At 52.7% G+C, this 12,837-nt stretch carries 13 protein-coding genes; 2 read left to right on the forward strand and 11 right to left on the reverse strand.

What is annotated here, in order from left to right; translation table 11 throughout:
- Positions 1-49 precede the first annotated feature (49 nt).
- Positions 50-1,369, forward strand: a complete 1,320-nt coding sequence (locus ABFD83_01050; protein MEN6355650.1) for an FAD-dependent oxidoreductase — start codon at positions 50-52, stop codon at positions 1,367-1,369.
- On the opposite strand, the gene ABFD83_01055 is transcribed toward ABFD83_01050, so the two are convergent.
- From ABFD83_01055 to ABFD83_01085, 7 genes are all read right to left on the reverse strand, one after another.
- Positions 1,366-2,478: a nitronate monooxygenase gene (locus tag ABFD83_01055; protein ID MEN6355651.1), complete on the reverse strand. Its 1,113-nt coding sequence runs from the start codon at positions 2,476-2,478 to the stop codon at positions 1,366-1,368. The two genes, ABFD83_01050 and ABFD83_01055, sit on opposite strands and share 4 nt — an antisense overlap.
- A 177-nt stretch (positions 2,479-2,655) precedes the next feature.
- The gene (locus tag ABFD83_01060) at positions 2,656-2,985 is read right to left on the reverse strand and encodes an RNA-binding protein (GenBank protein ID MEN6355652.1); all 330 of its coding nucleotides are present in this window, start codon (positions 2,983-2,985) and stop codon (positions 2,656-2,658) included.
- 257 nt (positions 2,986-3,242) lie between these two features.
- The gene (locus ABFD83_01065; protein MEN6355653.1) at positions 3,243-3,563 is read right to left on the reverse strand and encodes a FlxA-like family protein; all 321 of its coding nucleotides are present in this window, start codon (positions 3,561-3,563) and stop codon (positions 3,243-3,245) included.
- Positions 3,564-3,667: 104 nt separating this feature from the next.
- A complete protein-coding gene (locus ABFD83_01070; protein MEN6355654.1) occupies positions 3,668-5,233 on the reverse strand; it encodes a glycosyltransferase family 39 protein in 1,566 nt (521 codons plus the stop codon).
- A 54-nt stretch (positions 5,234-5,287) separates the two neighbouring features.
- Positions 5,288-5,944: a phosphatase PAP2 family protein gene (locus ABFD83_01075; GenBank protein MEN6355655.1), complete on the reverse strand. Its 657-nt coding sequence runs from the start codon at positions 5,942-5,944 to the stop codon at positions 5,288-5,290.
- Between the two features lie 360 nt (positions 5,945-6,304).
- Positions 6,305-7,135, reverse strand: coding sequence for a YihY/virulence factor BrkB family protein (locus ABFD83_01080; GenBank protein MEN6355656.1), 831 nt, complete (start codon positions 7,133-7,135; stop codon positions 6,305-6,307).
- 65 nt (positions 7,136-7,200) lie between these two features.
- On the reverse strand, positions 7,201-8,706 hold the full coding sequence (locus ABFD83_01085) for a hypothetical protein (GenBank protein ID MEN6355657.1): 1,506 nt from the start codon (positions 8,704-8,706) through the stop codon (positions 7,201-7,203).
- Positions 8,707-8,892: 186 nt separating this feature from the next.
- Between ABFD83_01085 and ABFD83_01090 the strand changes: the two genes are divergently transcribed.
- Positions 8,893-9,810 carry a phosphate/phosphite/phosphonate ABC transporter substrate-binding protein gene (locus ABFD83_01090; GenBank protein MEN6355658.1) on the forward strand — a complete coding sequence of 306 codons (918 nt, stop codon included), beginning with the start codon at positions 8,893-8,895 and terminating at the stop codon, positions 9,808-9,810.
- Between the two features lie 4 nt (positions 9,811-9,814).
- Here ABFD83_01090 and ABFD83_01095 read toward each other — a convergent pair whose 3' ends face one another.
- The 4 genes from ABFD83_01095 to ABFD83_01110 all read right to left on the reverse strand — a co-directional run bounded on the left by ABFD83_01095 (position 9,815) and on the right by ABFD83_01110 (position 12,616).
- Positions 9,815-10,459, reverse strand: a complete 645-nt coding sequence (locus tag ABFD83_01095; protein ID MEN6355659.1) for a hypothetical protein — start codon at positions 10,457-10,459, stop codon at positions 9,815-9,817.
- Positions 10,460-10,563: 104 nt separating this feature from the next.
- The gene (locus ABFD83_01100) at positions 10,564-11,484 is read right to left on the reverse strand and encodes a sigma-E factor regulatory protein RseB domain-containing protein (protein ID MEN6355660.1); all 921 of its coding nucleotides are present in this window, start codon (positions 11,482-11,484) and stop codon (positions 10,564-10,566) included.
- Positions 11,481-11,978: a zf-HC2 domain-containing protein gene (locus ABFD83_01105; protein ID MEN6355661.1), complete on the reverse strand. Its 498-nt coding sequence runs from the start codon at positions 11,976-11,978 to the stop codon at positions 11,481-11,483. Before ABFD83_01105 ends, ABFD83_01100 begins: the two co-directional genes overlap by 4 nt.
- On the reverse strand, positions 11,975-12,616 hold the full coding sequence (locus ABFD83_01110) for a sigma-70 family RNA polymerase sigma factor (protein ID MEN6355662.1): 642 nt from the start codon (positions 12,614-12,616) through the stop codon (positions 11,975-11,977). Before ABFD83_01110 ends, ABFD83_01105 begins: the two co-directional genes overlap by 4 nt.
- Positions 12,617-12,837: the final 221 nt, after the last annotated feature.

Genomic DNA, 12,837 nt, shown 5'->3' on the forward strand with positions numbered 1-12,837 from the left:
AGGATTTCCGAATCCTGACCCGTCTATTTCAAAGGCTGTACAAACACCAATGGAAACTTCCAAAAAAACTTATGATGTCATAATAGCCGGTGGCGGCCCAGCAGGCATGATAGCGGCTATTGCATCTGCAAGGAACGGAGCCGACACACTGCTGATCGAGCGTTCGGAGTGCCTTGGCGGCGCAGCCACGAGCGGGCTGCTTTGCAACTGGGGGGCATTCGACAACGCCGACCGCAGAAACGACTTCGCCCGAATGCGATTGTATGAGGACAACCAGCCCTGGCCGGACGATCTTAAGAACGAGGGTGAGCGCATTATAAAAGGCATCCCCGAAGAGATGCTGGTCCGGATGCAGTCTATCGGCGCGGCGTCGAAAATCCCTCTGGGATACATATCCATTAACCCCGAATATTTGAAGATAATAGCCGACGAAATGGTCAGGGAGGCCGGAGCCGAGGTGATTTACGGCATATCGGCGCTATCGGCTGAGCATATCGACAATGAATGGATTGTTGGTACGAACTCCAAGTGCGGGCAACTAGCGTTCAAGGCCAGACAGATCATAGACGCGTCAGGTGACGCAGATCTGGCTCGTTTCGCCGGAGCCGAAATAGTCAAAGGCAGGGAAAGCGACGGCGCTATGCAGCCGCCTACGCTTATGTTCAGGATAGGCAATGCTCATGTCAGGGAATCGGACGTCTATCTGAGCCTTGGCAAGGCTTTCCATGAGGCTACAGGCCGGGGCATGGGCTGCTGGACTCCTGTTCCGCTGATGCCGGGTGTGTTCAGCATCAATACCATCCACAGCCCAGGCGTAGACGGTTGTTCACCGGCTGAAGTATCGCACGCCGTAGAAAACAGCCGCCGGGAAGCGTTTGAGCTGACTGAGCTATTCCGCCGCCATATACCCGGCTGCGAAGACGCCTTTTTGATAGATACGGCTCAGAACCTGGGTATACGCGAGACCGTGCGGATTGTCGGGGATTATACTCTCACAGCGGATGACGTGCTATCGGCGCGCAAGTTCCCTGACGGTATCTGCAGGTTCGCTCACAATGTAGACGTCCACCTCCCGGATTCGGGTGTAGAAAATCTCAGGGGGAGAGGTTTTGTGTCCGCCGGATCGGACTATCATGTTCCATACAGATGCCTGCTGCCCAAAGGGATGGAGGATTTTCAGGTCGCGGGACGCACTATCTCGGCCACTCATTTTGCAGCCGGAAGCGCCAGGGTCCAGCCCTGCTGCATGGCTATAGGCCAGGCTGCAGGAACCGCAGCGGCGATCTCAGTTAAAATGGGCACGACTCCACGCGACTTGCCGCTGGATACATTGATAAACACACTGATTGACCAGGGAGCCTGTCTCTAAACTCCTGACGATGCGAGCTGCGTGTCGACCTCACGATCAAATGCGGTGCTTGCCTCCGAGACCAGGTCGTCTACCAACTGCCGCACCGGGATTATTTCGTGGATGCGGTGAGCGTTGTATCCGCCCATAATCAACCCGTTCTTGTCGTCTCCATCGTGCGCGCCGACCAGCGCCGACGCTATGCAAAACAGCGCTTCGGATGGATTGCACGTTCGCAGACAGTGATACGGACAGGAGATAGGCTGCTTTTCGCCCCTGAGGACCTTCTCGACCAGCTCGTTTCGCACGGCGCGGCCCGGCATGCCGACAGGGCTTTTGATAATTATCATATCCTCTTCACTCGAGTTGATAATGAGCTGCTTGCAGTTGTCGGGCAGTGAACACTCGTTAGTGGCAAGGAACCTGGTCGCCATCTGAACGCCTTCAACACCAACGCCAAACAGGCGCGCTATGTCCGCGCCATCAAAGATTCCGCCTGCGGCAATTACGGGGATATGCTTGCCTGTCTGCTCTTCGTACTTGCGAGCAACGTCAATCACGTCCTTGCAGATTGATGCAAGGCTGTGCTCGTTCCAGTCGGCAACCTCAGCAAGGCTGTAACCAAGATGGCCGCCCGCATAAGCGCCCTCCACGACAATAGCATCCGGCAGACACTTATCCCTGCCGAGCCATCGTTTGCAGATAATATCAGCCGTTCTGCCGGAGGAGACTATCGGAATCAGGCAGACCCCGCTGTCCTTGGCAAGCGCCGGCAGACCCAGCGGCAGACCCGCACCAGAGATTATATAGTCCACTTTCTCGCGTACGGCTGTTTTGACCAGTTCATCATAGTTGGTCAGGGCGACCATAATGTTGACGCCGATCACGCCGTCCGAGAGTTCGCGCGATTTTCTTATCTCTTCTATCAGGCCCTTGTTGCTCTCGTCGACATACGCCTGCCCCTTACACCTGGAGCGCACCAGGCCGACACTTGCAATAGTGCCCGCCATGCCGCAATTGGCTACTGCTGAGGCAAGATGATGGTCGGAGCTTCTGACCCCCATTCCGCCGAGTATGAACGGTGGGTCTATTTTGAGGCGGCCGATATTGAGGGCCGGTAGTGCTGTCACAAAGGTTCTCCAGTCTCGCGTTAGTATATCGCATCGCGAAGAACCACGTACCAGAGAGATTTTACTGCCGGAAAAGTATCCGGCTTAGTTGACCTAATGCTGATGTTGTTGCGCTCGTGATGCCCGGGTGCTAAAGAGTCCGGTGCATTTGCACCGGACTCGTTTGTTGCTGACTAATTACCAGCGTCGGCCACCGCCGCCACCGAAACCGCCGCTTCCGCCACGACCGCCACCGCCGCCGTAGCCGCCACGACCGCCACCGCCGCCGCTGCGCTCGGTCTTGGGTCGCGCTTCATTGACTGTGAGGGTCCTGCCGCCGACTTCTTTGCCGTTAATGGCATCGATAGCAGCCTGCATATTCTCCTCGGGAATCTCGACAAAGCCGAAGCCCTTGTTGCCGATGACTCTTACATCAGCGATCGGGCCATAAGGCTCGAACAGATCGCGAATTTCGCTCTCCGTGGTGGAGTAGGACATATTACCTACATAAAGTGATTTGTTGGCCAATTGATTGCCGTCCTTCCAGGTTATCCCTGTTTTTTTCAACATGGAGCGCGTGGCTATGCCACTCTCGGGAGATTCGATCAGTCGTAGAAGGTAACGCAATCCACGGGATGACGAAGACGCCGATGCTAAACGTTGATACTACAATGAGTAAGTATACGCCGTATTTGTCAATAACGCAAGCAAACCAGTGAGATTTATTATTTAGTATTTTTGAATGATTATTTGCAAGTGAGTTCAAGCAACATAACGACCATACGTTAGGCCAATGCGTCAATTTGACTATCGCTTATCGAGATGCTGCTTGATTTGACGCTTCGATCAACCGATGCTGCCTTGCTTAAATCGACACTCTGTTTGGAACTTGCCGATTGTGCTTGCTGGATTTGCATTTGTAGTTGCTGAATCTGCATTTGCAACTGTTCAATCGCCGCTTGTTTTACCTTCTCATCATCGCTGCTCTTTTCTTCTTTAGCAATTTGCTTGGTCAATTTGGCGATTTGTGCCTGAAGCTGCTGTACATCAGTGCCTGTTGTTGTCGCTGCGCTACTCGATGAAGAGGAAACTGCTGATATCGACATATACACACCTCCGTATACTCATCTATATGTTTTAATTATTGGTCATAATATATCAGACTAAGAGGCGTGTGTTATATATTTATACATTCTGCGTATTGATTATTTCATTGCCATTTGTACAGCAAAAACTCGCCTGCACGACCTACGGCTGTTCCACCCGCCGGAAGGTCGTTCAGGCTTTCTTTTTCAACCACAACCAGACTAACTGCGCCTGATCTTATCGACTTGCTGAGCTTTTCAGGATCACTCATGCTAAGCACCGGCCTCTCTGAGTAAAAGCCCAGCGCAGGCTGAGGGTGCGAGAGCCTGTAGGATACTACGCCGTCCTGCCGCGATGAGTTTTCGGCAATGCGATATGCCGTCTCAACCACAGGCGTACTCAGTTTGTGGGCTGCAGCGGGAAGCCCTATAAGCACTGCCGCTCCCATAAACACCATCATCCCGCCGCACAAGGCCGCAAAAGCCGCCCAGCCCTTTCTACAAGCAAGCATTGCGAGTGAAAGAGCCGATCCGATCACAATAGCAAGACCCATTACAGTCAGCGCAAAGCTCAGACCAGGCATTGGCTCGGGCAGATATTTCAGCCCCGCATGAAATGCGACCGCCAGCAAGACCGACACACCCAGCACAACCCATGAATACTTGTATACACTGCCGAGTTTTTTGGACGCGGTGACCTCAGCCCACATCGCCCCCACAAGTATCGCCGCAGCCGGAAACATCGGGTAAATATATGAGGCCAGTTTCGAGCGGGAGAGTGAAAACACGCCGATCACCACAACCATCCAGACAGCCATAAACAACGACGCATCCGCATTAGCTCGCTTCACCCTGGTCATCCATGCCAGCGGCACAAATATACTCCATGGAAAAAATCCCACCACAAAAATAGGCAGGTAAAAGTAAAACGGCTGGTTATGGCAGAAGTCCTCACCCATCGCGCGCTGCAGGTTTTGATGTATAAAGAACTCCCCGGCAAACGCGCCGTGCGTGCGTGCCTGAACGAGTATATACCATGGCAGACATATCGCCAGAAAGATCAATACGCCAGCCAAAGGCACAGCCTGCCTGACCGCGCGTTTTTCCCGACTCATCAGCAAGAATGCTCCGACAACCAGGCAGATAACTACCATCCCTGCGGGTCCCTTGATCAGAGTCGATATCCCCATGGCGGCCCAAAAGAGCACATATCCTCCCCTGCCCCATTTGCCTGAATACGAGAGCACAAATGCTCCCAGAGAGAGCGCAATAGCCAGAGCAAACATCTGGTCCATCACGGCCATGCGCGCCAGAGCCGATGTCAGAATTGCGCTCGCCAGTATAAACCCGGCCATAATCCCCGAACGGCGGTCATACAATTTTGAACCCACGTATACGATAAATCCGACAAGAATCAGCGCAGCAAGTATCGACGGAAGCCTGGCGCCGAGTGAGTTCACTCCAAATACTCGCATACCGGCAGCCTGCATCCAGTAAACCAGCGGCGGCTTGTCCAAAAAGAGCACGCCGTTGCATGTGGGCACTATGTAATCACCGCCGGCCAGCATCTCACGCGAGCATTCGGCATAAAGGCCTTCGTCCAAACCGATCAATGGAGTGCTCCCGACACGCCAGGCAAAGAGCACGGCGCAAAGGAGCGCAAGCAGAATATATGGCGCTATTCGTTTCATAAGCAACCTTTGAACTGTAATACCCCCTTCCCGCATCGGGAGGGAAGTGGAAAGCTATTGGGTTCTACATGGGCGTTGAACCAGGGCTGCCGCCCATATACCGATGAGAGTGCCGATCAGTCCGCCGTATAAAACATCAAGTGGAAAATGCACGCCGAGATATACCCTGGATAACCCTGTTATGAAAGCAAACGGTATCAAAACCCATCTCAACTTCGGCAGAAATATCGATATGGCCACCGCAACAGCAAATGCGGTCGTGGTGTGCCCTGACGGAAAACTGTGCACAAAGAGTGACTCGCCTACAACTCGGACATCGTACATAGCAAGCAGAGGACGCGGACGGTCCCATAAGTGCTTGGCGATCTGAACTGCAATGCCGGAAAGAGCGAATGCCGTCAGGCCCGCATAACCCGCCCGGCGAATATTGACACGCTCTCCAATCCATCCCCACATTATGCATGCCAGGCTCAGACCCGCCTGTACTACTCCAACACCCAGTGTCGTAGCGTCAAGCATCACTTTATCCATCACCGGTGACGCCAGTTCTGTATTTATATATCGAAAAGCAGCCGCATCAATGCCGCCGAGATTAATCATAACAGCCCCCTGGTTACCAGGCTGATTATACCTAATTACAGCATCTTCGCCAAGTGCGACCTTAAGGCAGCCTATCACATATGTAACCGACGACTGACGGCCGACACCCATGTTTTGAACCCTATGATCGCCGGGTATATCGGGTTACGGAAGCAGGCAGACAAATATATGAGGATATTTTACCCATGCAGCTTACGGATGGGCTGGTTGGTACGAATTCTGCAGGTAACTCATCCGATGGGCCTGCGCCCCTTGTGGGTCCGTCACCTTTGGAGGAGCGTGATAAAAATGGTAAAGTGCTTCTGGTGTGGATCGGAAAATTCCCGGCACCAGGATGTGTGCTGTGTGTGCAAGAGAAAGTTGCAATGGACAGCTTTCTTTAAGGGTATGCTGCATCCTTCCGTCGGATGCCTAATGGGAGCAAAGGTATATACCGGTGAACATAAGCCTGCGCCTGATCTCAGGCTGGCATCATAACATTCTGTATCTACCGGCGCGAACCGAAGCCAGTTCCGCGCCGTAGATTACTATTACGGATGAGTAGTATATCCAAAACAACAGCAGGATAACACCCCCAAGAGAGCCATAGACCTGATTGTAGTCGGCAAAGTTTGCCACGTAGTAGCTGAACGCATATTTTGCCAGCTCCCACATAACCCCGGCAAACACTCCGCCCGCAAGCGCTGATGTCCATGGCACTATCGTGTTCGGCAGTATCTTATAAAACAGAGTGAACGTGAAGATCGTGATTGCAAGCGGCAGCAGATATGTGAGAGTATCCCAGAACCAGCCAAGGTGAAACTCCGGGATAAGATCGCGGCTGCGAATTGCCGTAATCGCGGCGGTCATGCCGAACGAAACGCCCAGCAGCACTATCAGCATCAGCAGCACGGCAATCGATAACAACCGCTTTTTCAGATAACTTCGCCGCTGTTCGACGTTCCAGACATGGTTCATCGCTGTTTCGAGCGTTACAATCAGAGATATACCCGACCACAAAAATGTCAACAGACCAAATCCCGTGGCAGCGCCCCTGTCCTGGATCACCTGCTCGACCATCTTGCCGATGCCCGGCCCCACGGAACCCGCTCCTAAAACATCCATAATTCTCTGCTCGGCCTGGGCGGTGGAACCAAGAAAGAATGCGAACACGGCAATGGCAAGCAGGGCAAGCGGGATCAGCGATAGAAACACATAAAAGCTGACGGCTGCCGCCACCAGCGAACCGTTGTCGGCATTGTATTCCGCTAAGATTTCCCTTATGTGTCTGTATGCCTTTATAAACGGCCTCGGCAGTCTCACTCAACAACCCTTCAATAATTTAGTATTTAGTATTTGGTATTTTATATTTAGTATTTTCTATATGATTAGTTTCGCGCGCCTAGAACCTTCACTATGGCGGTGCCGTGATCGCCACGATCCGGGTAATACGCCTTGATCGTAAACTCAAGACCCTGTGTCGCCAGCGGACCCTCAAGCGCAATCGGGCCGACCTTGAACTCTCCGTCCTTATCCACAGCAGCCATCTGCGAAGTCACCTCTCCGCTGAGCTTGAGCAGGCCGACAAGTCCGTTGGAATACGTCACGTTCACAAGCACCTTTGCGTCAGGCTCGGCTGTGCCCTTTATCAGCAGGGCGCGCTTTATACTTGCCCCGTCGGGCGGGTTAGTAAGCACAATCTTTTCCGGCTCAGGCTCGGGAGCCGGAGCCTCGACAGACTCCTTCGGCTGATCAACCGGCACCGTCACTTGCGGCGCCGAAGCAGGCTGCATCGCCGGAATAATTTCCACTTGCTCATTCTTTGCCAAGGCGGTCTTTGCGGGCAGAGGCGGCAAAACCGGCACAATTGGTTCCACGCTGACCAGCCTGCTCGCCTGTACCGGCGCGGCAACCACTCCATTGACGCTAAGCCTGGCCACAAGCGCGGCCCCCTTAACGCTCTTGTCCGCGGGAATCTCCACAACGCCCCTATACGCGCCGGGCTTCATTTCATCCAAAGTGACTGACTTTATCAAGTCTTTTATCTCGACTCTCACCCTGCCGCCGGGTGTGCCCGACACATCCACAGTGAGCAGGTCGCCGCTTCTGAGGGGCGTCGGCGCGGAGAATGTCACCGAGCTTATCTTCGGCTTGGCCTTTGATAATTCAGTTGGCGCTGTCTGCTTCACCGCCTGCTTTGAGAATGGATTTACTATCTCCACCCCTCCTCTGGAAACAGGCTTTCCTTGTCCCGTCCAGAGTTTTGAGGCAGGACTTGCCTGCACCCCTCCCCGCTTCGCGGAGGGGTCGGGGGAGAGGCTAGTCTTAGCCTGCGCAGGCTTGCTCTGCTTTTTCGCAGCAGCGGCTTTAGCCGCAGGAGCACTCTTAGCCGTTTTCTTATCCGGCATCGCGGCGAACAGAGTCCATGCCTGAGAGCTTGTCGGGCTCACGCGGCACTTGATCAGCATCCCGCGCTTTATATCGCTGGGCTTGCCTATACTGCCGTTGCCCAATATTACCTGAGCCTCCGGCCTGACTGTAACGCTCCGGCCGTCCTCGAACGATAGCTTGTTGTCCTTTACACCGGCAGCAGTCCCGATCATGACTCCAAATAGTCCTTTGACTGAAGCCGCGGAGCCGTTCTGGTTCACCACAGCCACGACATGATCGCCCTGAGCAAGATCGCGCAGCCCAACCGCACGCATATCCTTGCCCACCTGGCCGCGCATGACCTTCGCGCCCTTGGCCAGAGAATATTTTCCTGTGTCCAGCACAAATGCACTCGAATCCGCCGCAACACTGAGCAGCGTGCCGCTCACCGTCCGTGCGCACTGAGCGCATGTCGCAGCGGTCAGAGCGATAATTACGCATATAACAACCGATGTAAGTCTCATAATACCCTCCTGATAATCTTGAGGTCGCTTAATACTTCTACCAGGCGCACAGAATAACCTTGTTGATTTATGAAGGAAGTGGAAAGCTGAAGGTGGAAAGTGGAAAACAAGGAGCAATTGCCTCTAGGGATAACGCATAATTGTGCGCGATATCCGGCAAGTACAGAACGCAAACTGGAGAAGAAAATGACTCGACATTATATATGGCTGCTGATTATAGCAATTACGCTGTGCGGATGCGGCAAGCAGAAATCAAGTCCCGTAAAGTCCGCCCCTCTGGGTTCGGCGCAAAACCCGATCAAGATGGCTCTGGTACCATCGCTGGACACTAAAAAGCTCGTGATCAGCGGCGAAAAACTGGCTGAGCTGCTCAAAAAAGAGACGGGCCTCAACTATAAAGTCAGCGTACCCACCAGCTATGCCGCGGTGATATCGGCTATGGGCGCCGGTAATGTCGATGTAGGCTGGCTCTCTCCCCTGCCCTATGTAATAGCGCACGACCAATACGGCGTGGAAGTGATCCTGACGACAGTCCGAAACAAATCCACCAAGTATTTCAGCGCGATAATCGCGCGCACGGATACCGGCATCAATAAGCTCTCAGACCTCAAGGGCAAGAAATTTGCCTATGGCGACCCTGTATCAACGTCCGGCAGCATATATCCCAAGCACCTGATCCGCACCAGCGGATACGACCCGGAAAAGTTCTTCTCCAATGTGATCTACGCAGGCGCGCACGATAAAGTGGTGATGGCTGTCTACAACAAGCAGGTGGACGGCGGCGCGATATACGGCGGAGTGGTGAGCGACGCCAGAGAGAAGGTCGTCGATACTATCAAAGACGTGATGCAAAAGACTCACGTTATCGCCAGGAGCATCGATATCCCCAACGACACTGTAAGCGTGCGCAGATGTATGCCGCCCAGCCTGGTGAAAAAGATTCGCGACGGCTTGATGAAAGTCGCATCATCCGACGAAGGCCGGATCGCAGTAATGAGCCTCTATGGGATCGACGGGTTCGTTATAGCAAAAGACAGCGACTACGACTCCGTGCGCAAAGTCGCAAAGATCGAGAAGATCGAACTGGAAAAGATAGACAAATAGGCTCTCACTGAACAACAATACTGCCGGTGATAAAGCTCTTGTCGACATCTTCCGGATTGAGAATATAGTATGAGAGAGTCCCGGTTCCGGTAAACTTTCTGGTGAATGTGCCGCCATTGATGAGCACGTTGCTTTGAAACGTGCCGCTGGGATTGGGAATGCCGAAGAGTGTAAATGTGCCTGAAAAGAACACATTTCCCCTCTTCTGAGCAGTGTATTTGCCCGCTGTTTCAAACTGAGAGTAGCCCTTCACCTCGCCATTGGTGAAGGTGAGCGTTGCCGCTACGGTGCCCGAGTCATCCAGAATATCCATGGTAAAGTCGGAACCCGTTGCGTTGCGCCACACGACTGTGTCACCGAAGTTGCCCTCAAGCGTGCTCGGTTGAAAAGTGTTGTCGGGCCGGATTACGATCTCCGAGAGTGTGACCGGATTCGGCACTTTGTCCAGAGTACCGCTTACGACCTGGTGAGGATTAGTATCGGTGTTTACCCACTGCACGCTGTCGCCCGACTTGATGCTGCGTGTTTTAGGAGAGACTCTCTGAGATTGTATCTGCACGATAAACGCGTTCGAGTTTCCCCCACCTCCACCACCACCGCAACCACAAATACAGAGGATACCTGCGATGATCATGAATAATCTTGACATATCCAGTCCTCCAAAAGCGCTGCATGCTCGGATAAAGCATAATATGCCGGTCATTCAATCACAGGAGCGCTCAGAGAGGATACCCGTTGGTAGGATAAATTGAATCACTTAGTAGAAGTAGCAATCTTGCGGAGTTCGGATGTGGGGACATCGCCCATGAGCATAAACCGAATGCCGTTATGCGCCCATGTCAAAACATTGGTGACTTTGCTCTTAACGGGCGATATGGCTGCATCTTTGCCGGCTTTGCGTTGAAACATCGAGATCACGCTTGCCCCATTTGAAAACTGCAGATGAGCCGAGCAATACCCATTGACTGACATTCTGGAAATGCCGATCAGTTTGTAACCTTTTGGCAGATATGTGGGCTTGATTACATTGAAACGCCTGTCGACGGTCTTGCGCGCCTGCCTTACCTTGCCGGTCACTTTGAATGCCGAAGAAGATATGTCTGATGGATTGATCTGGATGCTCGTGAACCTGGAAGAGTTGACTACACTGCCGTGCGGACTTTCTATCTGAGAACGCATTATCAGATAGCAGTCTTTATCGATCCAGACCCTGCGCGCCGAGTCGAGCCTGTTATGAGGCATGGCAAAGACAATATATGTGGGCCGGCCGGCAACCGTGTCCGTGCCGATCAGGCGAAGATCGAAATTGCGCAGGGTCTCCTCATGAATTGTGTCGGCAGGAATTGCGAGGTGGCTGGAAGATTCTTCCCATATGTTGTGTCTCGGGTAATACTTCCAAAATTTGGGGCCGTCTTGAATAACTATAATGCCGGAAAGCGCGGTTGGAGTAAAGAACTCAGTGCGCGTCTGATCCGGCAAAAGATGGACAACCTTAAACTTGGCTGACATTAGCCCGCCCGCGAAGTGGAATGTCGCGACCTTTGTGCCCCTGTAGCTGACGTGCTTTTCCGCTGTCTCGGTCTTTTGAAGCAGCTCATTTACATTGGCGGCAAATACCAGCGCCGGGGCAAAGAGCATCGGTATTAAAAATGCCAGCAGTTTCCTGTGTATCATGGCGCGTTTGAGTCCGTAGTCAGGCTTGCATTCTCCATCTCAGCCGCAATAAATGTCACATGCGGATCACCTAAAACCTGCTGGCGCTGAGCGCGAGAATGCGCAGAAATACATTGAGCATATTCGGGAATTGACGCCGGATCGATGGTTGACCGGTCGTTTTTAATGCAAACCGGCAGCACAAGCAGCAAAACCAACACCATCACAAACGCAAAGGCCGGAACCGCATATGCCGAACGCAGCATCCACGGGAGTCTGCTTTGTGCAGCCTTCTGCTGCTCCAGGATTTTTGCTTTGACAGCGTCCCAACAGTCAAAAGGAACTCGATTTGTGCCCATCTCTCTCAACGCTGCCGTCATTCTCTTCATTGAGGCAAGCTGTCCGGCGCAATTCGCGCACTCCCTGACATGAGTTTCAAACTCGGCACGCACATGCCCGGCAAGACTATCGTCCAAATATTCAGATATCAAAACGGCGAATTTCTTGCAATTCATAACGTTTCACCCATTTGCTTGCCCACCAGGTATTTGAGTTCAGTGCGCGCCCTCGACACCCGTGACTTGACAGTTCCCACCGGCACATTGAGTACTTTCGCGACTTCTTCCTGAGAGAGTCCTTCCATATCATAAAGCACCAGCGCCATTCTCAGTTTATCAGAAAGCTTTGCGATCGCGCTTCTGAGCATATGCGCCTGCTCAGACCTGACCACGACTCTCTCCGGGTCGGTAGACATATCGTGAGAGACCGGCTCGAAACCAACTTCAGTATATTTATCATCATCCAGCGAATCGGCAGGCCTGGACTTGCGTTTTCTTATAAAGTCTATCGCCGCGTTTACTGCAATTCGATACAGCCAGGTGTAGAAAGCGGAGCCGGAGTTGAATGTCGTGAGCTTTGAATATGCCTTTACAAAAGTCTCCTGCGTAATATCGACGGCATCGTCACGATTTGCGACATAGTTCAGGACAGCAGAGTATATCCGGTCCTGGTATTTGTTCACCAGTATCGAAAAGGCGTCCATATCGCCGCCGAGCACACGCTCCACAACTGTCTGATCCGTTAAGCCGCTCATCTCGCGTCCTATCGCAAATCCTGTTATAGGTTTGTTGGGCGCACAGGTTATGCTCTCCATCTAAACCTCTGCTGCATAGATATTATCAGACGTAAGAAGATACGGCAAACTTCCTAACATGGGTTTCGACGGAGAAAAAAAAGAATCGTTCCATTCGATCAATGGAATTTGGAAGGGTTGGAGTTACCCTCCAGGTAGGATACCTGGAGGGATAAGACCGGAGAGATAAGACCGGAGAGATAATAGGCTGGGTGCGCAAATAGGAGACCTAATAGGTCCGG

This window comes from Armatimonadota bacterium (genome assembly GCA_039679645.1).
Lineage (GTDB): Bacteria > Armatimonadota > UBA5829 > UBA5829 > UBA5829 > UBA5829.